22 protein-coding genes are annotated in these 24,290 nt (G+C 65.0%); 1 reads left to right on the forward strand and 21 read right to left on the reverse strand.

Translation table 11 applies throughout. The annotated features are described in order from the left end of the window. Positions 1 to 14 precede the first annotated feature (14 nt). The 11 genes from QRN51_RS10295 to tdh all read right to left on the reverse strand — a co-directional run bounded on the left by QRN51_RS10295 (position 15) and on the right by tdh (position 11,385). On the reverse strand, positions 15 to 806 hold the full coding sequence (locus QRN51_RS10295; RefSeq protein WP_059387875.1) for a DeoR/GlpR family DNA-binding transcription regulator: 792 nt from the start codon (positions 804 to 806) through the stop codon (positions 15 to 17). 23 nt (positions 807 to 829) lie between these two features. Beyond that, the gene (locus QRN51_RS10300) at positions 830 to 1,669 is read right to left on the reverse strand and encodes a class II fructose-bisphosphate aldolase (RefSeq protein ID WP_284989752.1); all 840 of its coding nucleotides are present in this window, start codon (positions 1,667 to 1,669) and stop codon (positions 830 to 832) included. Beyond that, positions 1,666 to 2,634 (reverse strand): 1-phosphofructokinase family hexose kinase, encoded by a 969-nt coding sequence (locus QRN51_RS10305; RefSeq protein WP_284989753.1) that lies wholly within the window; start codon positions 2,632 to 2,634, stop codon positions 1,666 to 1,668. Before QRN51_RS10305 ends, QRN51_RS10300 begins: the two co-directional genes overlap by 4 nt. Then, positions 2,631 to 3,581: an ROK family protein gene (locus QRN51_RS10310; protein ID WP_284989754.1), complete on the reverse strand. Its 951-nt coding sequence runs from the start codon at positions 3,579 to 3,581 to the stop codon at positions 2,631 to 2,633. The genes QRN51_RS10305 and QRN51_RS10310 overlap by 4 nt, the downstream gene beginning before the upstream one ends. An 8-nt stretch (positions 3,582 to 3,589) precedes the next feature. Beyond that, entirely contained in the window at positions 3,590 to 4,507 is a 918-nt protein-coding gene (locus tag QRN51_RS10315; protein WP_059387877.1) for an SIS domain-containing protein, read from the reverse strand. A gap of 215 nt (positions 4,508 to 4,722) precedes the next feature. After that, a complete protein-coding gene (gene hutI / locus QRN51_RS10320; protein ID WP_284989755.1) occupies positions 4,723 to 5,946 on the reverse strand; it encodes an imidazolonepropionase in 1,224 nt (407 codons plus the stop codon). An 11-nt stretch (positions 5,947 to 5,957) separates the two neighbouring features. After that, positions 5,958 to 7,070: an NAD(P)/FAD-dependent oxidoreductase gene (locus QRN51_RS10325; protein ID WP_284989756.1), complete on the reverse strand. Its 1,113-nt coding sequence runs from the start codon at positions 7,068 to 7,070 to the stop codon at positions 5,958 to 5,960. A gap of 68 nt (positions 7,071 to 7,138) precedes the next feature. Beyond that, complete coding sequence (locus QRN51_RS10330; protein WP_059387879.1) at positions 7,139 to 7,609, reverse strand: pyridoxamine 5'-phosphate oxidase family protein; 471 nt, start codon at positions 7,607 to 7,609, stop codon at positions 7,139 to 7,141. Positions 7,610 to 7,663: 54 nt separating this feature from the next. Further along, positions 7,664 to 9,064: a 6-phospho-beta-glucosidase gene (locus QRN51_RS10335; protein ID WP_284989757.1), complete on the reverse strand. Its 1,401-nt coding sequence runs from the start codon at positions 9,062 to 9,064 to the stop codon at positions 7,664 to 7,666. 6 nt (positions 9,065 to 9,070) lie between these two features. Beyond that, positions 9,071 to 10,279 carry a glycine C-acetyltransferase gene (locus tag QRN51_RS10340; RefSeq protein ID WP_284989758.1) on the reverse strand — a complete coding sequence of 403 codons (1,209 nt, stop codon included), beginning with the start codon at positions 10,277 to 10,279 and terminating at the stop codon, positions 9,071 to 9,073. Between the two features lie 59 nt (positions 10,280 to 10,338). After that, positions 10,339 to 11,385: an L-threonine 3-dehydrogenase gene (gene tdh / locus QRN51_RS10345; RefSeq protein WP_284989759.1), complete on the reverse strand. Its 1,047-nt coding sequence runs from the start codon at positions 11,383 to 11,385 to the stop codon at positions 10,339 to 10,341. A gap of 115 nt (positions 11,386 to 11,500) precedes the next feature. On the opposite strand from tdh, the gene QRN51_RS10350 reads away from it, so the two are divergent. Beyond that, complete coding sequence (locus QRN51_RS10350; RefSeq protein WP_284989760.1) at positions 11,501 to 12,439, forward strand: LysR family transcriptional regulator; 939 nt, start codon at positions 11,501 to 11,503, stop codon at positions 12,437 to 12,439. On the opposite strand, the gene QRN51_RS10355 is transcribed toward QRN51_RS10350, so the two are convergent. The 10 genes from QRN51_RS10355 to gatC all read right to left on the reverse strand — a co-directional run bounded on the left by QRN51_RS10355 (position 12,436) and on the right by gatC (position 24,218). Then, positions 12,436 to 13,620, reverse strand: a complete 1,185-nt coding sequence (locus tag QRN51_RS10355; RefSeq protein ID WP_284989761.1) for a Gfo/Idh/MocA family protein — start codon at positions 13,618 to 13,620, stop codon at positions 12,436 to 12,438. The genes QRN51_RS10350 and QRN51_RS10355 overlap by 4 nt on opposite strands. 14 nt (positions 13,621 to 13,634) lie before the next feature. Then, positions 13,635 to 15,353: a DUF4091 domain-containing protein gene (locus tag QRN51_RS10360; RefSeq protein ID WP_284989762.1), complete on the reverse strand. Its 1,719-nt coding sequence runs from the start codon at positions 15,351 to 15,353 to the stop codon at positions 13,635 to 13,637. A 63-nt stretch (positions 15,354 to 15,416) separates the two neighbouring features. After that, a complete protein-coding gene (locus QRN51_RS10365) occupies positions 15,417 to 16,388 on the reverse strand; it encodes a carbohydrate ABC transporter permease (protein WP_284989763.1) in 972 nt (323 codons plus the stop codon). Beyond that, positions 16,381 to 17,331 carry a carbohydrate ABC transporter permease gene (locus QRN51_RS10370; protein WP_284989764.1) on the reverse strand — a complete coding sequence of 317 codons (951 nt, stop codon included), beginning with the start codon at positions 17,329 to 17,331 and terminating at the stop codon, positions 16,381 to 16,383. Before QRN51_RS10370 ends, QRN51_RS10365 begins: the two co-directional genes overlap by 8 nt. Then, positions 17,328 to 18,650 carry an extracellular solute-binding protein gene (locus tag QRN51_RS10375; RefSeq protein WP_284989765.1) on the reverse strand — a complete coding sequence of 441 codons (1,323 nt, stop codon included), beginning with the start codon at positions 18,648 to 18,650 and terminating at the stop codon, positions 17,328 to 17,330. Before QRN51_RS10375 ends, QRN51_RS10370 begins: the two co-directional genes overlap by 4 nt. Positions 18,651 to 18,930: 280 nt before the next feature. Continuing rightward, positions 18,931 to 19,935, reverse strand: a complete 1,005-nt coding sequence (locus tag QRN51_RS10380; protein ID WP_284989766.1) for a LacI family DNA-binding transcriptional regulator — start codon at positions 19,933 to 19,935, stop codon at positions 18,931 to 18,933. A 98-nt stretch (positions 19,936 to 20,033) separates the two neighbouring features. Further along, on the reverse strand, positions 20,034 to 20,651 hold the full coding sequence (locus tag QRN51_RS10385; protein ID WP_284989767.1) for a hypothetical protein: 618 nt from the start codon (positions 20,649 to 20,651) through the stop codon (positions 20,034 to 20,036). A gap of 186 nt (positions 20,652 to 20,837) precedes the next feature. Next, positions 20,838 to 22,346 (reverse strand): Asp-tRNA(Asn)/Glu-tRNA(Gln) amidotransferase subunit GatB, encoded by a 1,509-nt coding sequence (gene gatB / locus QRN51_RS10390; RefSeq protein WP_284989768.1) that lies wholly within the window; start codon positions 22,344 to 22,346, stop codon positions 20,838 to 20,840. Further along, positions 22,346 to 23,917: an Asp-tRNA(Asn)/Glu-tRNA(Gln) amidotransferase subunit GatA gene (gene gatA, locus QRN51_RS10395; RefSeq protein ID WP_284989769.1), complete on the reverse strand. Its 1,572-nt coding sequence runs from the start codon at positions 23,915 to 23,917 to the stop codon at positions 22,346 to 22,348. The genes gatB and gatA overlap by 1 nt, the downstream gene beginning before the upstream one ends. A 4-nt stretch (positions 23,918 to 23,921) precedes the next feature. Next, positions 23,922 to 24,218 carry an Asp-tRNA(Asn)/Glu-tRNA(Gln) amidotransferase subunit GatC gene (gene gatC / locus QRN51_RS10400; protein ID WP_184736130.1) on the reverse strand — a complete coding sequence of 99 codons (297 nt, stop codon included), beginning with the start codon at positions 24,216 to 24,218 and terminating at the stop codon, positions 23,922 to 23,924. Positions 24,219 to 24,290 lie beyond the last annotated feature (72 nt).

Below are 24,290 nucleotides of genomic sequence, written 5' to 3' on the forward strand. Positions count from 1 at the left end.
GTCACTTATCGAAGCTAGTCGTCCTTGGCCACGATCACTTCGGTGCCGCTTGCTTCAAACGCAGCCTTGTCTTCTGCCGTGATGCCCGAATCGGTGATGAGCCGCCGGAAGTCGTACCCGGCCATTGCCGCGAAGGCACGCTTGCCGATCTTCGTGGAGTCGGCCAGGACATAGGAGTCGGTGGCACGCCGGGCCATGACGGTATTCACCATGGCTTCTCCCTCGTCGGTGATGGTGGGCCCGATCTTGGGATCGACGCCGTTGACCCCGATGAAGGCGATGTCCAAGGCAACCTTCTGCATGATGACATCGGTGTAGGGCCCCACAAGTTCGTAGGAACGCGGGTTCAGGATGCCGCCGGTGACCATGATCTTGATGTTGGGGCGCACGGCAAGCTGGGCTGCGATGTTGATGGCGTTGGTGACCACCGTCAGCATGGGCCGGTTGGAGGGCGCGTTCAGGTCTTCGCGGGTAGAAAGCACCTGGGCCAAAGCCGTGTTGGTGGTGCCTCCGCTGAGTCCGATCACGGCCCCGGGCATGATGAGCTCCGAAGCGGCCAAGGCAATCTGCTGCTTGGCCTCGGCGTGGTCATCCCTGTTGTAGCGCCCCGGAAGTTCGTACGCCACGGATCCCGTGGTCGCACCCCCGCGGGTTCGGCTCAGGAGCCGCTGCTTGGCGAGGCTGTCCAGGTCACGGCGGGCCGTCGCCGGCGAGACGGCCAAGCGGGTCACGATATCCTCGACCTCAACATGCCCTGACTCGGCGAGGAGATCAAGGATGGCTGTCAGTCGATCGTTGCGGGTCATCACGAACCTTCCGGAAATTGGGACTAGTTCACTTTCGCGAACAGCGTCAGCAGACGTGCGGTTTCCAACACCAGGGCGTCACGTCCGGCCTTGATGTACTTGCGGGAGTCCACCACGGAAGGGTTGGCATCCAGGTACTCACGGACGGCGCGGGTGAAGAACCCGTTCAAGTGTGTGGATACGTTGATCTTAGTCATACCGGCCCGGATTGCCGCCACCAGCGTTTCATCTGCTACGCCGGAGGACCCGTGCAGGACGAGCGGCAGCCGGACGGCTTCCTTGAGCCGGGTGATCAGGGCCAGGTCCAGGGCTGCGCTGCGTTCGGTCATGGCGTGCGAGGAACCAACGGCGACGGCGAGGGCGTCGACGCCGGTGGCTTCCACGAAGGAACGGGCTTCGGCCGGATCGGTGCGGACCCCCGGGGCATGGGCACCGTCCTTGCCTCCCACCTTCCCGAGCTCGGCCTCGACGTAGACCCCGTGGTCCTGGGCGTAGGTGGCGACCCGACGCGTGACTTCAACGTTCGCGTCATACGGCAAGTGCGCGCCGTCGTACATGACGGACCCGAAGCCAAGGTCGACAGCCTGCAGGGCAAGTTCTTCGGATTCGGCGTGGTCCAGGTGCAGGGCCACGGGCACCGAAGAGTCCCGGGCAATGGACATGGCACCCCGGGCGATCGGTACGAGTCCGCCGTGGAAACGGACACAGTTCTCCGAGATCTGCAGGATCAACGGAACACCAGCCGACTCCGCCCCGGCAACCAGGCCTTCCGCGGTTTCGAGGTGGATGACATTGAAGGCGCCCTGTCCGATTCCGTCGGCCGTGGCGGTGTCCATGAGTTCCCGTGTACTGACGAGCGTCACAGGGTCTCCTTCCAGCTGAGAATGAGTTGGTCTTCGAGGTCCGCGCAGAGCGGCGAGATCTCGCCGGCGGCCGGCATGAGCACCGCGGCGGCGGACCAGGCTGTTGCCCGGCGGAGGATCGTGGGGATGTCGGTGATGCCGTCGGCGAGCGCGACGGCGGCCGCCGCCACTCCGGCGTCGCCGGCTCCTGTGGGGTTGCCGCTGAGTGGTTCCGGGAGCCGGGCGACCCAGTACCCTCCGCGGGCGGCATGGTGGAACGCGAGCATGCCGTCGGCGCCGGAACTGACCAGGACCGTCTTGGCCCCGAGCCCGATCAAACGCTCTGCCGCTACGTCCAGGCTGCTTTCCCCTGTTGCTTCGAGGAGCTCGTGGTTGTTGGGCTTGAGGAGGTCCGCCCCGGCGCGTGCGGCGGCGATGATCCCCGGACCGGAGGTATCGACGACGGCGGGAATCCCGGCGTCGTGCGCCAGGCGCACCAGCGCCGGGTAGAAGTCGGCCGGAGCGCCGGGCGGCAGGCTGCCGGAACCGACAAGCACTCCCGGGCTTTGACCGTCCAGGGCGTCGACGACGGCGGCGGCCAGCGCCTGCCATTCTGACGGTTGGAGGGGACTGCCCTCTTCATTGAAGATGGACGTTTCGCCGCCCACCGTATCGACGAGGGCGATGCTGCGCCGAGTGTCCGCGGCGACTGGAACCAGGCGATGCGGCACGCCGCTGCTGAGCAGCTCGGCAGCGAATTCGGCACCCGCCGTGCCGCCGCAGGGCGCGAGTGCCAGCACGGGATGGCCCAGCTGGTGCGCCACGCGCGCAACGTTGAGGCCTTTTCCGCCTGCGCGGCTGAGGGGCGCGGCAACACGATGGCTTGCTCCGGGGGTGATCCCGGCGACGTGGTAGCTCAGGTCGATGGCCGGATTGGGGGTAACGGTGATGACCCGTTTCATGGGCTGGTTCATCGGCTGGTTCATCGCCCCGTCCCCGTGCCGGAGGCGGCCTTCGCAGCCGGGAGCAGGGCCCGGGCCCTCATGGCGGCGCCAAGCAAACCCGCATCCTGGCCCAGTTGGGCGCGCATGATGATGGGCCGGCGTTGGAAATCGAGCAGCTCATCGAGGCGGGAACGCAGTGGCTGCAGGAGTCCTTCTCCGGCTTCGGCAAGCCCGCCTCCCACCACCACTGCTTCGGTGCCGATGATGCTGACGCATTGGCTGAGGCTGAACGCGAGGGCGTCCACGGCGTCGGCCCAGATCCGGGCCGCAAGGGCATCGCCGGCTGTGGCCCGTTCGAGGACTTCACGGGCACCGGCGCGCGGAGTTCCGGCTTTGTCGCTGTAACGCCGGGCGATCGCTCCGGCGGAGCCGACGGCCTCGAGGATCGTGTGGCCCGGACCGTCGGGGTCCGGAACGAGGGCGTGCCCCAGTTCCCCGGCGAAGCCGCCTGCGCGTACCGGGTACCCGTCGGAGATGACAGCGGCGGCGATCCCGGTGCCGACCACCATCACCACGACGTTGCGAAAATCCCGGGCCGCTCCGAAACGGAATTCGGCTTCGGCGGCCGTGCTGACATCGTGCCCGAAGGAGACCGGCAGTCCGAGGCGTTGCGCGGCCTTTTCCCCAAAGGGAAAGTTCCGCCAGCCCAGGTTCGCCGAATAGATCCCCACTCCGGTGTCGGAGTCCACGATTCCCGGGACCACAATGCATGCTGCCTTCGCCGGGTGGGCGGGGAATTCAGCGGCAAATTCCGAGGCCAATGCCTCAACGGCGTCCAGGATCGCCTCGCCCGGCCGCAAAGGATCATGCGGCGTAGCCCTGCGGCGTAAACCCAGGACATTCCCGGCTGTGTCGACCAGGCCTGCCTTCAGATCGGTCCCTCCGACATCGAAGGCCAGGACTGCGGATTCAGCGGCTCCGAGAACCATGGGATTGCCTAGGCCGTGGCGTTCAGGACAACAGAGCGCGTGAGGTTACGCGGGAGGTCGGGATTGAGGCCGCGTACGCGTGCCCTCTCCAGCGTGACCTTATGGACCCGGGCCAGCTCGGCGAGCGGGTGCTTGCCGGTATTGACGTAAAGGGCGCCGGTGCGGCCCATGTCGGCGTCCAAGCCCTCGGGCTGCGGGCCGAAGATCCACGTCACCCGGCCAGGGGCGGCGATGGAAATGGGACCGTGCCGGTATTCCATTGCCGGGTAGGATTCGGTCCAGCCCTGAACTGCTTCGCGCATCTTGAGGCCTGCTTCGTGGGCCAGGCCAACGGTCCAGCCGGTACCGAGGAAGGTGAACTGTTCGGCGTCGAGCAACTCCTGGGAAACGGGCTCGGCCACTGCCGGTCGGGCGTCCTCGATTGCGGTGCCGAGTTCGATGCCCAGGCTCGTCAGGAGGTACACGAGGGCGGTCGTGGCGAAGCGGGTCTGGACCACCGATTTCTCGTCCGCGTAGGGAAGGCCGATCACGGCGTCGGCCAGGGTGGTGATGGGTGAATTCACGTCGCCGATCACCGCGATAGTGCGGACTTTTCCACGCAAGGCTTCCAGGAGCTCAAGCACCTCCGTGGTGGTGCCGGAGCGGGTAATGGCGATGACGGCGTCGTACTGGCGGCCCGCGCTGTTGTGATTGAGGAAGGCTTCGGACGCTGCGAACGCGTCGGTGACGCCCTTGCCTGCGGCTTCGCGGGCGGCGGCATAGCTTTGCGCCATGAACCATGAGGTACCGCAACCGACGACGGCGATCCGCTCGCCGTCGGCGGGAAGCAGGTGCTCCGCTTTGGATTGCTCGATGGCCCGCTGCCAGACCTCGGGCTGCGAAACAAGCTCTTCTTCCATGAAGGCCCCGAGGGTGTTGTTACTCATCGCACTTACCATTCCTGTCCGCGCTACTTCGACGCGCTCTTCAGCACTCAACCATTTGACGTTTTATGATCCATATAAACACTAAACGATCATATTCAATCGCACAAGGATCGTGCGGCACCTCGGACACGCCCAAGCAAAAGCAGGGCCCCTCCATCTGGAGAGGCCCTGCCTGTGCTGCGAAAGCTGTGGGGAGAAGCGTTGCGGAGGCGCCGCTAGACAGCGCGGACGCCCGCCCGCCACACGGCGAAAGTCAGCGGGATACCGGGCCGGTACGCCAGGTGGGTCGCCGACGGCGCCTTGAGCATGTGCAGGTCGGCGCGGTGCCCGACGGCGATCGAGCCCACCGCCCGTTCGCCGTCGACGTCATTGCCTGACTCCCTGCCGAGCGCAAGCGCACCGCCATACGTAGCCGCCCGGACAGCCTCATGGACGCTCAGGTGCATCTGCAAGACCGCCGTGGTGACGCAGAAGGCGATGGAGCTCGTGTAGGAGGTGCCGGGGTTGCAGTTCGCGGCCAAGGCAATCTGCACCCCAGCGTCGATCAACGCCCTGCCCGGGGCGAGCGGCTGGCGGGTGGAGAGATCGCAAGCAGGCAGGCAAGTGGCAACCGTGCCGCGCGTGCCCGTTCCGGTGGAGGCATCCCAGCCGCTCCAGGTCCCGGCGAGCGCCCCGATGTCTGCCGCCGAGAGGTAGTTGACGTGGTCGACGCTGGCCGCACCGAACTCCACGGCCAACTGCACGCCAGGTCCTTCACCCAGTTGGTTGCCGTGGACGCGCAGGCCCAGGCCCGCGTCGCGGCACGCGGTCAGGACGCGGCGCGACTGCTCTTCGGTGAAAGCGCCCCGCTCGCAGAAGACATCGGCCCACTTCACGTACGGCCGGACGGCGTCGAGCATCGGACCGCAGACGAGGTCCGTGTATTCCTCGGCGTCGGCTCCAGCCGGGACCAAGTGCGCGCCGAGGTAGGTGACTTCGTCCACGGTCGCTGCCGCGATGCGGGCACTGCGGGCCTCGTTCTCAAGGTCCAGTCCGTAGCCGGTCTTGCTCTCGAGGTAGGTGGTGCCCTGGGAAACGGCTTCTGCCACGCGCCCGGCAGCGAGCCGGGTCAGTTCCTCGTCGCTCGCTGCGCGCGTGGCGCCCGTGGTGACGGCGATGCCGCCGGCGCTGTAGCTCTGGCCGGCCATCCTGGCCTCGAATTCGGCGGTGCGGTCTCCGGCGAAAATCAGGTGCGAATGCGAGTCAACCCACCCCGGGAGCACGGCGCGGCCTTCCGCGTCCACGTGCCCATCAGCCGAGGGAGCCTCCGACGCCGGACCGATCCAGGCAATCCGCTCACCCTCGATTACTACGGCGGCATCCTTGAGGACGCGATGCTCCGCGTCCTGGGTCATCAGTTCGCCGATGTTGCTGATCAGTGTGCTCGTCTGCCCGCTCATGAACCTATTGTTCAACGGCGGATGGACCAACGGGCCGCTGCCAGCTCCCTCGGTGTCCGGGATGCCGGACTGATGCCCGGTGCGGTGCCAACGGTCCCCGAACCCAGGATCTCCGCGGCGGCGAGTTCGGCGATGGCGGAAGAGGTCTGGAATCCGTAGCCGCCCTGTCCGGCAAGCCAGAAGAAGCCGGGAGCCTCGGCGTCGAATCCCACCACCGGAACGCCGTCGGCAGCCTCGGTGCGCAACCCCGTCCAGGCTTTTGCCACGGAGCGGATGCCCAGCGACGTGATCGAATTCAGCCGGGCCACGAGCTCTTCGACGTCGCCGGGCCGCGGCCGCGCGTCCTCGGGTCCGCTCGGCACCGTTTCCGACGGGGAAATGAGCACTTGCTCCCCCTCGCGCCGGAAGTAGTAGGTGTCATCGGCCGCCGCCACCATGGGGGTGCCCGGCCGAAGCGGGCGCTCGACGTCGACGATGGCCGCCGTGCGCCGGAACGGCTGCAAGCCGAGCTTCTCCACGCCGCTGAGCACCGCGAGCTCGTCCGCCCAGGCACCTGCCGCGTTGACGACGACGGCGGACTGGAAGCCTTCCAGCCCGGCGCCCAATTGCCAGCCGGAACCAAGCCGTTGGGCAGAATGGACCCGGGCGCCGGTAATGATGTCCACTCCCCCGGCCTCGGCGCGCTGCCGGTGGTCTTCCAACAGCACGGGCGCATTGCAGGCGAATGACCCCGTGTCCAGGCCGGCGGCCGTGAAGGCCCCCGGATTCAGTGCCGGGCACAGCTCAAGGGCTTCGGCGTGCGTGATGGGGTGCATGTGTCCGCTGGCTTCCGCCTTGACGGTGGCTTCGTCGCCCACCAGCATGAACGAGCGCGGTTCCAGGACCGGTACCGGCAATCCGGCGTCGCGGGCTGCCATCAGCTCCAGCGTGCGGACGGTGAGTTCCTGCACGACGGCGGGTCCATAGCTGGGGATGAGCTGCCGGGCCGAGCGGGAGGACGTGTGGTACGCCAGTGTCTGTTCGGCTTCCACGAGGGCTACCGAACACTGGCCGGCCAGCGCTGAGGCGAGCGACAACCCGGCGATTCCTCCACCGACAATTACCACATCATAATGTGCAGCCATCCCCCCATCCTGTCAGCGCGCAGGCCCAGATGCGAGTAGCGCCCGGTGCCGAACAGGGCCGGTGCCGGCTATTCCAACGCGGACGGCTTGATGCCGCTGTAGGGGGTCCACCACGTGAGCGGTTCCGTGACAGTGAAGCGCCGTCCGGAGATCGAATCCGCGGGAACCCGCACGAAATGGTCCTTCTTGCCGGATTCCCAAGGAAACAGGGGCAGGGAGAACGTGTTGATGACGTCGTCGAGCTGTTTGACGGGCGCCGCCTTGCCGTGGAGCACAACGCTCCACGCGACACCGGTGTTGGCGTCGACGCCGTCCACCTCCATGGCCACCGGGAATTCCCCCAAGGCCGCGGCGAGCTTTGTGCCCGCTCCGGTCCTGAAGACCACCGTCCCCTGGTCCACCGTGTAATTGATCGGAAAAATGTCAGGGTGGTCTCCCAGCCACACGGCCAGCCTGCCGACGGACACGCCCCTCAGGAGATTCCAGCATTGCTGCGAATCCAACACTTCGGTCACGGAAGGTGCTGCATCTTTGTCCATGCTGCAGATACTAGGCCTCCTCTCCGCCTCGGGACAGGGCTTAGGCGAAGGGGTTCAGCGCAGGTATTGGAGTTCCTTGAAATGGCCGATGTAGTCGGCCAGGAGCGCTTCTGCCACCCTGACCGAGTCCACGAGCGGGTTCATGGCCATCGCCGTGTAGGCGGAGCGCCGGGAACCCGTGAGCGCAGCGTCGATGGTGGCGCGTTCCACCGCCTTGGCGTTGACGACGAGCCCGCGCGCGTAGTCCGGTAGGGGCTTGGCCGGGAGCAAGCGGGCTCCACCCGCATCCACGAGGCACGGCGCCTCGATGACGGCGTCGGCGTCGAGTTCCGCCAGGGTGCCTTTATTGGGGACATTCAGGATCAGTCGGGCCGATTCGCCCTGGCTGATGGCGCGCATGATCGCCAAGGCCACGGCCTCGTAGCCGCCGGAAACCAGGTCTTCGGCGTCGCGTTCGAACGTGCCTGCCGCGTCCCTGTTGCTCTGCATGTATGTCTCTTCGCGATCGAGCTTGGTCTTCTCCCAGAGCCTGAAAGCCGCTTTCGACGACGGGACCCCCTGGGCGGGCTCCGCACCGCCGTCGTTCGCTGCCGCGAGCCCGCTGTAGAAGGACGACTGTTGGCGCGCCAAGTAGGCGCCGCGGGTGGTGCGGGCGCGCCGGTCGGCGTCGAGCGCTTCCCGCCTGAAGTAGTAGTAGTGCAGATATTCGTTGGGAACCGCACCCAGGGCTTTGATCCACGAAGCGCCGAACAGCCGGCCCTCCTCAAAGGACTCGATGGCGCCGTCGTCGGCCAGGAGCCGTGGCAGGACATCCGCACCGTCGACCACGAGCCCGCGCAACCAGCCCAGGTGGTTCAGGCCGATGTAGTCGATCTGCACGGAGCCATCCCGAAAGGCAGCCGCGCCGCGGTGGATTCCGGCTGCGAGCAAGCATCGCCTGGCGAGCCCCACCGGCGAATCGCAAATCCCCACCACCTTGTTGCCAAGGACCTGCGTCATGACCTCGGTGATGACGCCGGCCGGGTTGGTGAAGTTGATGAACCAGGCGTGCGGAGCATGCTTCTTCACCGACTCGGCGATATCCAGGACCACGGGAATGGTCCGGAGGGCGTAGGAAATCCCCCCTGCACCGACGGTCTCCTGCCCGATGACACCGTGCGCCAGGGCAATCCGCTCATCGGCGGCGCGCCCCTCGAGTCCACCCACCCGGATGGCGGAGAAGATGAAGTCGGTGCCGGGCAAGGCTGCCGGCAGCGCCGTGAACGTCCTCACAGCTGGTGCGTCGGGCACCCCCTCGGCCATGTCGGCGAGGACCCTGGCCACCACGCCCAGGCGCGCGGGGTCGGCGTCGAACAGCCTCAGTTCGGTGACCCGGCCGGGCCCATGGTCGGACAGCAACGCTGAATAGACCAGGGGTACCCGGAATCCCCCGCCGCCCAGGATGGTGAGGATCATGGGAACTCAGAGCCCCGCGGCTGCGCGGCTCTTCACGAAGGCCTGGACACACGCCTCGACGTCCTCGGAGCTGTGCGCGGCCGAGAGCTGCACGCGGATCCGGGCCGCTCCCTTGGGTACCACGGGGTAGCTGAACGCGGTGACGAACACTCCGTGGTGGAACATCTCGTCGGCAACCTTCGCGGCAAGCACGGCGTCGCCGAACATCACCGGAATGATGGCGTGTTCGCCGTCGAGCAGCTCGAAGCCTTCCTCGCTCATGCGGCGGCGGAACAAGGCGGCGTTCTCGAAGAGCCTGGAGCGGAGCTCGCCCGAACCCTGGACCAGTTCAATGGCCTTGATGGTGGCTGCGACGATTGCGGGGGCCAGGGAGTTGGAGAACAGGTAGGGGCGGGCCTTCTGGCGCAGCATGGCGATGATTTCGCTGCGGCCGGAGACGTAGCCGCCGGAGGCGCCGCCCAGGGCCTTGCCGAACGTCCCGGTGTAGATGTCGATCCTGTCGGAAACACCCGCGTGTTCCGGAGTTCCGGCACCGGTGGCTCCCATGAAGCCTACGGCGTGGGAATCGTCCACCATGACCAGCGCGTCATGCTTTTCGGCGAGATCGCAGATGGCCTCGAGCGGCGCGAGGTAGCCGTCCATGGAGAAGACGCCGTCCGTCACGATGATCTTGCGCCGGGCCGGTGCCTCGCCGCTTGAGGCCTCGATCAGCTTGGCTTCGAGGTCAGCCATGTCCTGGTTGGCGTAGCGGAAGCGCTTGGCCTTGCTGAGCCGGATGCCGTCGATGATCGAGGCGTGGTTCAGGGAATCCGAGATGATGGCGTCCTCGGCCCCGAACAGGGACTCGAAGACACCTCCGTTGGCGTCGAAGCAGCTGGAGAAGAGGATGGTGTCCTCGGTTCCGAGGAACTGTGAGACCCGGGCTTCGAGCTCAAGGTGCAGGTCCTGGGTGCCGCAGATGAAACGGACGGAGGCCATGCCGAAGCCGCGCTCGTCCATGGCGGACTTGGCGGCAGCGATGATGTCCGCGTGGTCTGCCAGGCCCAGGTAGTTGTTGGCGCAGAAGTTCAGCACGGTGTTCGCCGGCTGGCCGAGCTGGCCTGCGGAGATGTGGCTGGCCTGCGGCGAGTCGATGTGCCGTTCGGTCTTGAAGAGGCCCGCGGTGCGGATCTCTTCAAGTTCGCCCTGCAGCTGGTCTTTGATGCTTGAGTACATGGTGGCTCCTGGTACTGGGGTCTTGGGGAGGACTTTACGGTGTCTTAGAATTCGGCGTTCTAGAGTTCAGTCCAGTCGAGGACAACCTTGCCGCCTGTGCCGGCGCGGGCGATTTCGAAGCCCTTTTCCCAGTCGGTGGCGGACAGCTTGTCCGTGACGACGGCGGAGATGTGGCTGTGCAGCACGGGGTTGGAGGACAGCATGGCACTCATGGCGTACCAGGTTTCGTACATTTCGCGGCCGTAGATGCCCTTGAGGGTCAGCATGTGGGTGACCACTTTGCCCCAGTCGATGTCGATGGACTGGCTGGGCAAGCCAAGCATGGCGATGCGTCCGCCGTGGTTCATGTTGTTGATCATCTCAGGCAGGGCCGTCGGATGCCCGGACATTTCCAGGCCGATGTCGAATCCTTCGCGCATGCCGAGCTCGAGCTGGGCATCCTTGACGCGCATCTTCGACACATCAACGGCGAGGTCCACGCCCATCTTCCGGGCGAGTTCGAGGCGGGGAGCGGACACGTCCGTGATGGCGATCTTGCGGGCACCGGCGTGGCGCGCGACGGCGATTGCCATGAGCCCGATGGGGCCGGCGCCTGTGATGAGCACGTCCTCGCCGACGAGGGGGAAGCTCAGTGCGGTGTGGACGGCGTTGCCGAAGGGGTCGAAGATGGCGCCAAGCTCCGGGGTGACGGAGGGATCGTGGTGGACCCAGACGTTGGTCTCCGGGATGACAACGTATTCGGCGAAGGCGCCGTCGCGCTGCACGCCCACGGACACCGTATGGATGCACATCTGGCGGCGGCCTGCGCGGCAATTGCGGCAGATGCCGCAGACCACGTGGCCTTCACCGGAGACGCGGTCACCGACCTTGACGTCGCGGACGTCCTCGCCCACGGACACCACTTCGCCGTAGAACTCGTGTCCCGCGATTAAGGGAGTCTCGATGATGCTCTGCGCCCAAGCGTCCCAGGACTGGATGTGCAGGTCCGTTCCGCAGATACCGGTGGTCATGACGCGGATCTTGACGTCGCTGGGACCTGCCTCCGGTTCGGGCCGTTCGACGAGTTCAAAACCAGCGTGGGGACCGGACTTGTAGAGAGCCTTCATGGGTCTTCCTAACTCAAGGGATTGGGCCGTTTGTGTGCCGTTTCACTTCATTGAAGCCCCACGGACGGTTTAGCACAACTAGGTTTTTCTCAATCAACGATTTAGCATTTGCTAAATGGAAGTACATCAGCTCCAAATGCTCAGGGAACTAGGAGATCTCGGCAGTGTCAAGGCCGTGGCCGAGACGCTCATGGTCACTCCCTCGGCCGTTTCCCAGCAGCTCGCCCTCCTGCAGAAGTCGGTGGACGTGCCCTTGACCCGCAAGGAAGGCCGCGCCTTGGTGCTCACCGACGCTGGCCGGGTCCTCGCCGACGCCGGAGCCGCCGTCGTGAGCGCCATGGCGGACGCCCAGGCGGCGATCGGCGCGTACCATGACTCCCCGGGCTCCACCGTCACTGTGAGCGCCTTCCACAGTGCGGGGCAGGCTTTGTTCGCTCCGCTCGCGGCCTTGTTGACGACCGCACGCGCCGCGGGTCCGGAAAACAGCGTTCCCCGTGTGAAGCTCGCCGACGAAGACGTTGCCCAGGAAGACTTTCCGGGCCTCGCCGCGCGTTACGACCTCGTGCTCGCGCACCGGATGGAGCACAGTCCCGGGTGGCCCACCGACAAAGTAGCCGTCATCCCGCTCGCCGACGAACCGCTCGACGTCGCGTTGCCTGCCGGGCACCCGCTCGCGGCGCGCCGCGAACTCAGGCCGGCCGACGTCGTCGGGCAGCCCTGGGTGACCAGCCGCGACGGATACTCCCCCGCGGACGTGCTGGCCGCCGTCGTCGCTGTCAGCGGGCGCCCGGCCGATGTCCTGCACCGCATCAACGACTATTCCACCGTGGCCTCGCTCGTGGCGGACGGTGGCGCGATAGGTTTGCTCCCGCGGTTCACCGCCCAGCGCGTCCTGGACGCCGGCGTGGTGCTGCGACCGCTCGCGGGGGTGAATTCCGTGCGCAAGATCGACATCCTGGCGAGGCCGGAGACCCTGAAACGGAAATCGGTCATGACGGTCTGCGAAGCACTACAGACCGTCATGACCGAACTCGCCGGGGGCACGCGGCGCTAGAGTTCCCGGACCCGGGCCGGCTGCCCTGCGTTGAAATACTCCACGAGCTCTTCCGGCAAGGCCGGAACCAGCTTCGCGCAACCGTCGCCGCGGAGGGACTCGGTGGCAAGCACTCCCGCGGCCACGGCCTCCCGGGCCGCGATCGGCGAGGTCGCTGTGGTTCCCCCGGCCTTTGCGAACCGCAGGAACTCTGCGATCAGCAAGGGGTCCGCACCGCCATGGCCGCCTTCCCCGTCACGGACCAAGACCTTCTGGTCGGGTTCGGCGAAACCTGAGGTTGTCCGGGTGGTCCATACATAGATCTGATCGCCGGCCCCGTCACCGAAGTTCTCGATCCTGCCCTTGGTGCCGATCACGGTGTAGTTCCGCCAATAGTCCGGGGTGAAATGGCACTGCTGGTACGAGGCAAGCACACCGTTGTCCAGGACCATGTTCATCATCGAGATGTCCTCGACGTCGATCGTCTCGGCGAGGTCCGTCTGCTCGGTGGGGGGCCAATTGTCCACCGAAAACCAATCCCCCATCCGGCGGCCCGTGTTGTCGCGGCGGGACGCGACGTCCCCGTAGACGGCCAGATCCCCGATTGCCTGCACCTTGGTGCTGTACCCCCCGGCGAGCCAGTGGATGACGTCGATATCGTGCGCGCCCTTTTGCAGCAGCAGCCCGGTGGTGTTGGCGCGCTGGGCATGCCAATCCTTGAAATAGTAGTCCCCGCCGTTTCCCACGAAGTGCCGGCACCAAACGGCCTTGACGTCACCGATGGTCCCGGCCTGGATGATGTCCCGCATCTGCACCACCACCGGCATGTGCCGCATGTTGTGGCCCACGTACAGTCGTGTCCCGGTGTCGAAGGCCGTCTGGAGGATGAGGTCGGCTGCTTCGAGCGTGACATCGAGCGGTTTCTCGCAGAAGGTGGGAATGCCCGCTCTAAGCGTCCGGACCGCGACGGCGGCGTGCTGGTTGTCCGGGGTCAGGACCAGCACCGCGTCCAGGCCTGAGGCCAACAAGACGTCCAGGTCCTCGGTGATGACCGCCGTCGGGATCTTCTCTGCTGCGTCAGCCCTGCCGCGCTCGCCCAGATCGCACACAACCGTAACTTCCGAACCGTGGCCGGGCTTGTGCGCGTGGCGCCACAGCGACGACCGCAAGCCGAATCCGACGATGCCTACTTTGAGGTCCATAAGTACTTTCCTAACTAGATAAGTTGATGCGCGCGCGGTGTTTGACCCACGCGCTGCACGATTCCCTGGTTGACCAGCTCGCGAACCCTCCGGTAATGAAGGGGGTCGTAGCTGAAACTGTCCATAGCGAGGCTGCCGCCGGAGCCGTTCGTATCGATGAGCGCCAGCACCTCCTCGCGACCGGCCAGCTTGGCCAGGAGCGAGAGAGCCCGGTGGTCCCACATGGCCTGCGCGAACACCCTGTAACGGATCGACTCCCACGGCACCCCTTCCGGTCCCGGGTAGACCAGGAAGGCATCGCCGCCCGGGAAGGCTCCCCCGGCACACGTGTCCTTGAACGGGTCCACGGGCGCCAACGAATGGGCCGAGTTATAGAAGTTGAATCCCCAATGCAGGAACCCCGCACATTCCAGGGCGAAGAGATGATGACCCAACACCCTGTTTCGCACCGAGGGCATGGAAATGAACCGGTTGGCAACGCCGGTGTCCTGGGCGACGCAGTAATAGACCCACAGGTCCTTCACTCCGGCGGCCAGGAACGGCGCCACGGCGTCGCTTGCCACCACGGGATTCGGTACTGCCCCACTGCGATAGAACTCAAAGTCGCTCAGGGCATCAACCACCGTCAGACCGTCCAGGAGATCCGCGACGACGCCCTTTGCCCGTTGGTATCCCTCCAGGGCCTCGGCGCCCTCCGGTTCATCGGATATGTGGAAAATGACCCGGTCAAGCGACCAGTGCTCCGCCAGGAAGGAACGCAGGGCCGGCAGCAGCTCGGCCATGAGCTCGCGGTACGAGGACGACGTCGCCGGTACGTCCCAGCCAAACCGCCGCTCCAGGCCTTCCGCGGTTTCGACATAGATCGCCGGAGTCGCTTTGGCCCCCCATTGTGTGAACAAGTGGGCTATTTCCAGGTACTCGATGCCGTGTTTGGCGCAAAGGCCAACCCAGCGCTCCAGCCTGCTGAAATCAAAGTGGTGGCCGGAATCGTCGCGGATCCCGATTAGTTGGGTGGCCAGCCGCGTTCCCCCGATGGCCGTGTCCAGCGGAGGCGTCCACGTGGGTGTCAGCAGCGAGTTGGCGCCCATCCTTGCCGCGGACCCCATGAAGGCATCGATGATCGACCAATGCTGCTCACTGAAGACCTCGACGCCGTAATGGCTCGCCAGGCCGTCGCAGTGGAACCAATGGGCGTTCACGATCTCCAGTTCCGGGGCGTGCGTATGCACTACGGTGACGCAGATATGGGTGGCGAAGAGCGTGTTGCCTTCCGCGTCCCGTACCGAGATCCCGAGTTCATGCTCACCGGCGTTCTCCGCGGATGGCACCACGAAGTCGATCCATGCGGAGGTCCATTGCCCGTAGAGGGGCTTGATCATCCCGTCCGGGGCTGGCCGCAATAGGTCCGGATACAGTCCGGGGGTGTCGCGGTCGTAACCGGCATCATGCGCCGGGAATGCCGCCAATGAACATGGCACCAGCTCAACCTGCGAAATGGAGGTAAATCCTGCCGCCGGACCATCGACTGAGACTTCCAACGCCCCCGACAGCCGGAAGTCGTGCTTCATGGGCGGCCTGAGGGCCACCTGCACCGAGGCGGTCTCGCCGGGGAAAACGGACATCGGAATGGTCCTGTCGAACGGCCGGGGTGGAGCGTCCGGGTAGACCTTTTCCAGGGCATCCACGAGCACGAACGACCAACCGTCTTCCGGGGCCGGGTTCTTTTCCGTCAAGGCTGCGATCCTTTCCTACGTGGGTGTCCAGGTGAGTCTCTACGTGGGTGTCCACGTGAGTCTCTACTTGAGTCCGGAGCGGCCGATGCCCGCCATGACACGCTTCTGCATGAGCAGGAACATGATCAGGATCGGCGCCATGGCCATCAGGGAGGCCGCCATGAGGATCGGGTAATTGTTGGCGTGCTCACCCTGGAGGTTCGAAAGCCCGACGCTCAACGGTGCGGCGTTCGCCGTCGACGTCACCACCAAAGGCCACAAGAGGTCATTCCAGGACCACAGCACAGTGATGATGACGAGGGCCCACAGGCCGTTGGCCGCGAGTGGCAGCATGACCCGGAAGAAGATCTGGAATGGATTGGCGCCGTCGAGCCGTGCCGCGTCTTCGAGTTCGCCCGGGAGCCCCATGAAGAACTGGCGCATCAGGAACAGGCCGAAAGCGCTGAAGATGCCCGGAGCCACGATGCCGGCAATGCTGTTCAGCCACCCCAGGTTTTGGATGATCTGGTACTGCGGGATCAGGAACAACTGGGACGGCACCATGATGATCGACAAGACGACGGCCAGGATGAGCCCCTTGAACCGGAACTGCATCCGCGCAAAGGCGTAGCCCGCCATCGAGCAGAGAAGCACTTGCCCGATCACCCGGATCACGGTGATTGCTACTGTCACCCAGAGCTGTGAACCGAAATTCATGGAGGTGAAGACGTCCGCGAAGTTGTGCCACTGGACAACGCTGGGCCACAGCGTGGGCGGCGTGCTTTGGACTTCTGCGTTCGTCGAAAGCGACATGACGATCTGGTACAGGAGCGGCGAGATCATGGCCAAACCGCCAATGCCCAGTACACAGTGCGCCAGCACGTTCGAGCCTTGCTTGCCGCCTTTGGCGCCGCCTCGGCTCTTGCCGTTGCTGCCCTTGGTGCCGCGGCTTGAGGGTCCCGGTGGTTTGCCCCCGGCGCGAGAGGGGCTGAATGCAGCTGTTCCGCTCTGCCGCGATTCGACGCCGCTTTTTGTTGAGAGCATCGATTCAGACATAGTTGACCCACCTCTTCTGGATGCGGAATTGGAAAGCGGTCAGAAGAGCGATGATCAGCAGGATCAAGATGCCGATGGCTGCCGCATAGCCCTTGTCGTTCTGCAGGAAGGCCTGGTTGTAGAAGATGTACACGAGGCTTTGCGTCTGCGGCATGGCCAGGTTCGCTTTCCCCATCATCACGTACAGCAGATCGAACAGCTGGAAACCGCTGATCACGGTGACGATCGTGACGAAGAAGATGCTGGGCGTCAACAGCGGAACGGTAATGCTGAAGAACTGGCGGACCCGGCTGGCCCCGTCCATCTCCGCGGCTTCGAAGAGCTCCCGCGGAATCTCGCGCAGTCCCGCGCTGATGATGATGAGGTTGAATCCCAGCGACATCCAAAGCCCCACGGTAGCCACGGCAAGCAGCGCGAACCCCGGCGTCGATGTCCAGTAGGGGCCCTGGATCCCGAACAAGCCCAGGAACCAGTTGATGGGTCCGAAGTCACCGTTGTAGATCAACCTCCATACGATCCCGACGGCGGCCGGCATGGTGATGTAGGGAATGAAGTACAGCGTCCGGTACAGGGCCGCGAAGCGCAGGCCGGGACGCTCGATCAAGGACGCAAGGATGACCGCGATGGGAATTCCCAGCAGCACGACCACCGTGTAGACCAGCGTATTGACGATTGACTGCGGAATGGTGGAATCCGCGAACATCCGCACATAGTTGTCCAGGCCGATGAACTTGGTTCCGCCGAAGACTCCCCACTTGGTGAAGCTGTAGTAGAACGTCTGGACGATCGGCCAAAGGTAGAACACGCCGATGCCCGCGACAGTAGGCACCACGAACAACCATGGCCACCAGCCATCCGATTTCGATTTTCCTTTGCGGCGATGCCCCGCTGGTAGGGCTGCACGGACGCCCTTGGCTGCCGGCGTCAGGGTCTGGGCTTTCATGATTCTTTGGCCAGGGCGGCATTCATCTGGCTGGCAAGGTCCTTTGCGACGTCGGCAACCGGCTTGGTCCCGGCGAACGCCTGCGGCAGCAGGGTGTTCTCGAGTTCGTTCCAGGCGGCTGTATTGGCCGACGCCGGGTAGGGCGAGGCATCCTTGGCCAGGTCAAGGAAGACGCTGAGGTCAACGGAGGGAACAGACTTTACCCAGGCGTCCTGGTTGCCGTTGAAGGCCGGGATGACGGTTCCCGTTTCCGCCTGGATCTTGGCAGCATCCTGGGTTCCCAGGAAGGCCACGAATGCCTGCGCCGCGGCAGGGTTCTTCGCATTGGCGGGAATCACGTTGGCAAGTCCGTGGATCACGCTCTGGTTGCTCTTCGGCCCCTTCGGGAGGCTGACAATGCCCAGATCGTCACCGAGTGCCTTTTGGGCCGGCCCGACGGTCCAGGAACCGTCCATGGTCATAGCCAATTTCCTGGACGTGAACATGTCGCTCGAGGAGGTGTCCGTCAATTGCTGCATCGAGGGTGAAACCCCGGACTCGATCAGGTCGCGCCAGAACTGGAGGCCGGCGATTGATCCGGCGGAGTCGTATCCGGACTTCTTGCCGTCGGTCGAGATGATGGTCCCGCCGGCTTCAATCATCGTGTTGTAGTAGCTGGTCTGGCCACCCGTGAGGTCGCCGGCATAGCCGTAGATGCCTTTGCCCTGGTAGAACTTGGATAGTTTCGCGCCGGCGGATTTCACGTCGTCCCACGTCCAGGTGGACGTCGGTTCGGACACGCCGGCCTCCTTGAAGAGGGCCTTGTTGTAGAAGAGCGCACTGGTGTCGAAGTCCTTGGGGACCCCGTAGAACGCCCCGTTGACGGTGTACAAATCCACGAGTGCCTTGGGGTAATTGGCCGTGTCCACTGCTTTGCCGGACACCAGGCCGTCCAGGGACAACAGCTGGTTGTTTTGCGCGTAAAGCTTGATGTGCGGGCCGTTCATCCAGAAAACGTCCGGAAGGGTGTTGCTGCTTGCCTGGGTTTGGATCTTCGTCCAGTAGGCCGAGCCCTTGGACGGCGTGACGTCGATGGTGACTTTGATGTTCGGGTATTGCTTGTTGAATTCGGTCACGATCTTCTGCATCGCGGGCTTTTGCGCAGCGTCCCAGATGGCGTAGCTCAGCTCCGCGCTCAGGTCCTTCGCGGGAGCAGCGTAGGCGGCCTTGGCTGCGCTACCCCCTGCGGCACTGTTCCCGCCGCAGGCAGCGAGCGAAACGACGGCGGCACCGGCAGCCGCAAAGGAAAGGAATGACCTGCGGGTCACGTTGTGGTTCATAAGAATTCTCCGATGTCTTGGTCAGAAGACCGACGGTCCTTCGGGGCGGGCCCGCATTCGGCGAACAGCCAACCCAACTGGTGTTGTGCAGTTGATCACATCATGTTAATCGTTTAAAGGCAAGATTTCGAATGATCTTTTCTTAACTTTTTCGGGCACAAAACGTCACCAAAGTGCATGGAGGGCGGTTAGAGCGATCACCGGGCGCATGCCTCGACCTGCCAAAGGGACAGCCCCGGCTCACGCCGGGAGCGTCGGGTTTCTCATCGGAGAGTCGGATTCACGCCGAGGGCGCTGAGTCCCTCACGATGAGCTTCCACGGGAATTCCAGAATGCCGGCAGGCACATCGGGATTCTCTGCGCGGTCGAGCAGGAATGCGGCCAAGCCATCGAAAAAGCCCTCAGGACCAACGGTGGTCAACGACGGCGTCATGCGCTCGCCTTCCGTGGTGTTGCCGATCCCGACCACTTCGACGTCTTCCGGAATGCGGAGTTGCAGGCGTTGGGCCGCATGGATGGCTGCGATCGCGGCGAAGTCGGTGGTCGCATAGATCGCGGTCGGTCGGTCCGCACGCTGCAGGAGCCGAAACGCTGCGTCGAACGCGCTGAGTCCGTCGCGGTCATACGCCTCGACGTAGTCGTCCCGGTACTCCAAACCAGCCTTGGCAAGGCCGCGGGTGTAGGCACCCAAGCGGATGTCCAGGGTGCTCATCGACGGTGCCGATGAGATCAGGCAAGCCACGCGGCGGTGCCGCGCGGTGAGGTGCTCCACTGCCAGATCGCACGACGAACCAACCACCGGCCGCACGACGTCGAATCCCTCAGGTTCCATGGTGTCGCTGAAGACCACCAGGCGCTGCAACCTTGCCGCCTGTGCCAGCAGTTCGACATCGCCGGGCTCGTCGGCGCCGTCGATGAATGTCACGTCCGCGTTTTGCCGTTTGAGGGCCACCCGCCAGTCGGTATCGGCCAGGATCATCGGCGTAATGCCTCGTCGGGCCGCAGCCGTACCAACAGCGCGGCTCACATCCAATGCCCACGGATCCGAGATCATGGTGAGCGACAACATGAGCAGGTTCGTTCGTCCGGTGCGGATTGCCCGTGCCGATTGGTTGGGGCGATATCCGAGGGCGAGGGCAGCCTCTTGAACCCGAAGCACGGTAGCGGGGGCCACCCCGGAACCGCTCCTGCTGCCGTCTTTGCCGCTCCTGCCTGAAAGCACATAGGACACGGTCGCCGTCGAGACCCCGGCTGCCGCCGCCACGGACTTGATCGTGGGGCGCATTCGTCTCCTTCGTGGCTAAGCCGCCGGACCACGGGCGTGGTGCGGCGGTAGTAGCATCATAGCCAGACGAGCGGGCGCAGGGTCAGCTCGAACAGCGTTCAGGAAGAGACGCTCCCGTAGCCCAACCGCCGTCCGCCATCACTGGGCCCAGCAGGCAAGGTACCTGCGATAATGCGTGTGGCCGTGACTGTGGTGCCGCTCTTCGTGCCGGAGACTGCGACAGTGTCGCCCGTCTTCAGGTCGGTGGCCTTGATGGTTTGGGGCGATGGCCGCCGGCCTTGCGTGCCCGTTCCGGAAGCGGGGAGCTTGACGATGGTGGTCGACGATGTGATCGCGTAGCTCTGCGTGAAGCCGTCATCGCTCTTGACGGAAATGCTCGAATCGCTGACGGACTGCACGGTGCCTCGCTGCGACACGAGCGTCGTGTAGCTGCCGTCCTTGTTCTTGACCGTGAACTCACCGTGGATCCCCGGACCTGCGATGCCGCGGGGAAGCACGGGGAACGGCCTGGCCTTGCCGGGCGACGGCGTGGCGGGCGACGTAGCCCCGGGCGACGGCGTGGCGGGCGACGCCGTACTTGTCGGCGTCGCGCTTACCACGTACGCGGGGATGATCTGGCCGGCAGCCCAGACTGCGGCCACACCACCGCCGCTCAAGACGACGGCAATACCGCCGGCGATGAGGGCCTTACGAACCCCCGGAGTCATGGTGGACATGGCCGAATCCTTTCTCCGCTCCTCCCCGGGCCGGTAAGGGGCGGGCAGCAAAGAACTGATGACTCCATGATGACGCTTGAAGCTGTGTGGGGGCTGTGGATCCAGACACAACTAAGTCGCAGTTGTTGTCGTTTTGACGGCTCAGAACGACATTAACTGCGACTCAGTTGGGTGAGGCGCGGGTGGTCAGCCTTCGACGCCGAGCCGCTCCAGGATCAGCTGCTTGACGCGGCCCGCGTCGGCCTGCCCTCGGGTGGCCTTCATGACTCCGCCGACGATCGCACCGATGGCCTGAAGCTTGCCGCCGCGGATCTTCTCCGCAACGTCGGGCTGGGCCGCCAGTGCGGCGTCGATCGCTTCCAGCAGGGGGCCGTCGTCGGACACGACCGCGAGGCCGCGCTTCTCCACGATCTCGGCCGGGGTGCCCTCGCCGGCGAGGACGCCGTCGAGCACCTGGGAAGCCATCTTGTTGTTGATCTTGCCGCCCTCGACGAGCTTGTTGAGCTCCACGATGGTTTCCGGCGTGACGCCGAGTTCGGAAGGATCGACGTCGGCCGTCTTGGCGCGTCCGACAATCTCGCCCATCCACCACTTGCGGGCCACGGAGGCGCTGGCACCGGCGGCGATGGTCTCCTCGATGGAGTCCATGACGCCGGCGTTCACGACGTCGCGGAACTCGAGGTCCGAATAGCCCCAGTCGGCCTGGAGCCGCTTGCGGCGCGCCGCGGGCGGCTCGGGCAGCGTGGCGCGGAGTTCTTCGACCCATTCACGGGACGCCAGGACCGGAACGAGGTCCGGCTCCGGGAAGTAGCGGTAGTCGTCGGCGTCGGACTTTGCGCGGCCCGACGTCGTCGTGCGCGTGTCCTCGTGCCAGTGGCGCGTTTCCTGGATGACCGGCTCGCCGGAATCCAGGACGGCTGCGTGGCGCTGGATTTCGTAACGGACGGCGTGCTCGACGGCGCGCAGCGAGTTCACGTTCTTCGTTTCGGAACGGATGCCGAAACGTTCGCGGCCGTGCGGGCGCAGCGAGACGTTGGCGTCGCAGCGGACGTTGCCGCGTTCCATCTTGGCGTCGGAAACGCCGAGGTTCTTGACGATTTCGCGTACTGCGGCCACGTAGGCCTTGGCGAGCTCAGGTGCCCGGCTACCCGCGCCCTCGATCGGCTTGGTGACGATTTCGACGAGCGGAACACCGGAACGGTTGTAGTCCACCAACGAATAGTCGGCGCCCTGGATGCGACCGGTGGCGCCACCCATGTGGGTCAGCTTGCCGGCGTCCTCCTCCATGTGCGCGCGCTCGATCTCGACGCGGAACACAGTGCCGTCCGAGAGCTCGATGTCCAGGTAGCCGTCGTACGCGATGGGCTCGTCGTACTGGGACGTCTGGAAGTTCTTCGGGGTGTCCGGGTAGAAGTAGTTCTTCCGGGCGAAGCGGCAGGACTCGGCGATCTTGCAGTTCAGGGCAAGGCCGATCTTGATGGAAGACTCTACCGCCGTCTTGTTCACCACGGGCAGGACGCCGGGCATGCCAAGGTCAACCTCGTTGACGTTGGTGTTCGGCTCGTCGCCGAAGACATTCGGAGCGGAGGAGAACATCTTGGTCTTGGTGTTGAGCTCCACGTGGACCTCGAAGCCAAGGACGGGGTCGTACTTCTCCATGGCCTCTTCGAAGCTGAGGATGGCGTCGGTAGACATCAGTTGGAACCTCCGGCGGTGTTGAATGCGGTACCGAGACCTGCGTTTTTCAATTCAGGTGCCTTCGCCAACAGCGGGCCACCCCACTTCTCTTCAAGCAAGGATTCAAGGACAGCGCCCACGCGGTACAGGCGGGCGTCCTCGCGGGCAGGCGCCAGCAGCTGGATGCCTACGGGCAGGCCGTCTTCGTCGGCCAGGCCGCCAGGCAGGGACAAGCCCGGGATACCGGCCATGTTCGCCGGGATGGTGGCGACGTCGTTGAGGTACATGGCCAGCGGATCGTCCAGCTTCTCCCCCAGCTTGAAGGCCGTCGTGGGAGCCGTCGGCGAAATCAGGACGTCGGCCTGCGCGAACGCGGCGTCGAAGTCGCGCTGGATCAGCGTGCGGACCTTCTGCGCCGAACCGTAGTAGGCGTCGTAGTAGCCGGCGCTCAGGGCGTAGGTGCCCAGGATGATGCGGCGCTTGACCTCATCGCCGAAACCGGCGGCGCGAGTGGCACCCATGACACGTTCGATCGTCATGGGACCGTCCTTGGGCAGGACACGCAAGCCGTAGCGGACGCCGTCGAACTTGGCCAGGTTGCTCGAAACCTCGGACGGCATGATCAGGTAGTAGGCGCCCAGCGCGTACTTGAAGTTGGGGCAGGAAACCTCGACGATTTCCGCGCCGGCCTCCTTGAGCAGCTCAAGGGACTCGTTGAAACGGTTCTCGACGCCGGCCTGGTAGCCCTCGCCGTGGAGTTCCTTGACGATGCCGATCTTCATGCCGGTGACGTTGCCCGTCTTGGCTGCGGAAACGAGCGTATCGAAGGGGTCCGTCAGCGAGGTGGAGTCGAAGGGGTCGTGTCCACCGATGACTTCCTGCAGCAGGGCCGAGTCCAGCACGGTCCGCGAAACCGGACCGATCTGGTCCAGCGACGACGCCATGGCAATGGCGCCGTAACGGGAAACGGCACCGTAGGTGGGCTTCATGCCGACCGTGCCGGTGACGGCGCCAGGCTGGCGGATGGATCCGCCGGTGTCCGTGCCGAGGGCCAGCGGAGCTTCGAAGGCCGCGACGGCGGCCGCGGAGCCACCGCCCGAGCCGCCGGGGATGCGGTCCAGGTCCCACGGGTTGCGGGTGGGGCCGTACGCCGAGTGTTCCGTGGAGGAACCCATGGCGAATTCGTCCAGGTTGGTCTTGCCCAGGATGGGCATCTTCGCTGCGCGCAGCTTCTTGATGACGGTGGCGTCGTAGGGGCTGTGCCAGCCCTCGAGGATCTTGGAGCCGGCCGTGGTGGGCTGGCCGATGGTGACGATGAGGTCCTTGACGGCGATGGGTACGCCGGCGAGTTCGTGCAGCGCTTCGGCTTCGGCACCTCCGGCGGCGCGTATCGCGTCCACCTCGGCGGCTACGGCGAGCGCCTCTTCAGCGTTGACGTGCAGGAATGCGTTGACTTGCCCGTCAACGTCGGCAATCCGGTCCAGGTACGCCTGGGTGACCTCGACGGACGTGACCTCGCGCGCGGCCAGCTTGGCGGCCAGCTGAGCCGCGGACAAGCGGATGAGTTCGGAGTTGTTCAATTCAGTCATTCGCTTAGTCCTCATCCAGGATTGCCGGAACCTTGAAGCGGCCCTCGAAGGAATCCGGAGCCCCGGACAGCGCCTGTTCGGCCGTGAACGTGTGGCCCACAACGTCTTCGCGGAACACGTTGTTCAACGGAATCGGGTGGGACGTAGCCGGGACATCGTCCCCGGCGGCTTCGCTGACGGACTTCACCGAATCGACGATGACGGCGAGCTCGCCCGCCATCCTGTCCAGCTCTTCGGCACTCATTTCAATGTGAGCCAGACGCGCAAGATGCGCGACGTCGTCACGGTTGATCGCAGCCATGGATCTCCCCTGCAAAGTTCAAATGGTTTTCCGGACTAGTCTACGTGGGTTGGACGACGAACAACGCGGGGT

It is taken from the genome of Arthrobacter sp. efr-133-TYG-120, from assembly GCF_030209785.1.
GTDB lineage: Bacteria > Actinomycetota > Actinomycetes > Actinomycetales > Micrococcaceae > Arthrobacter.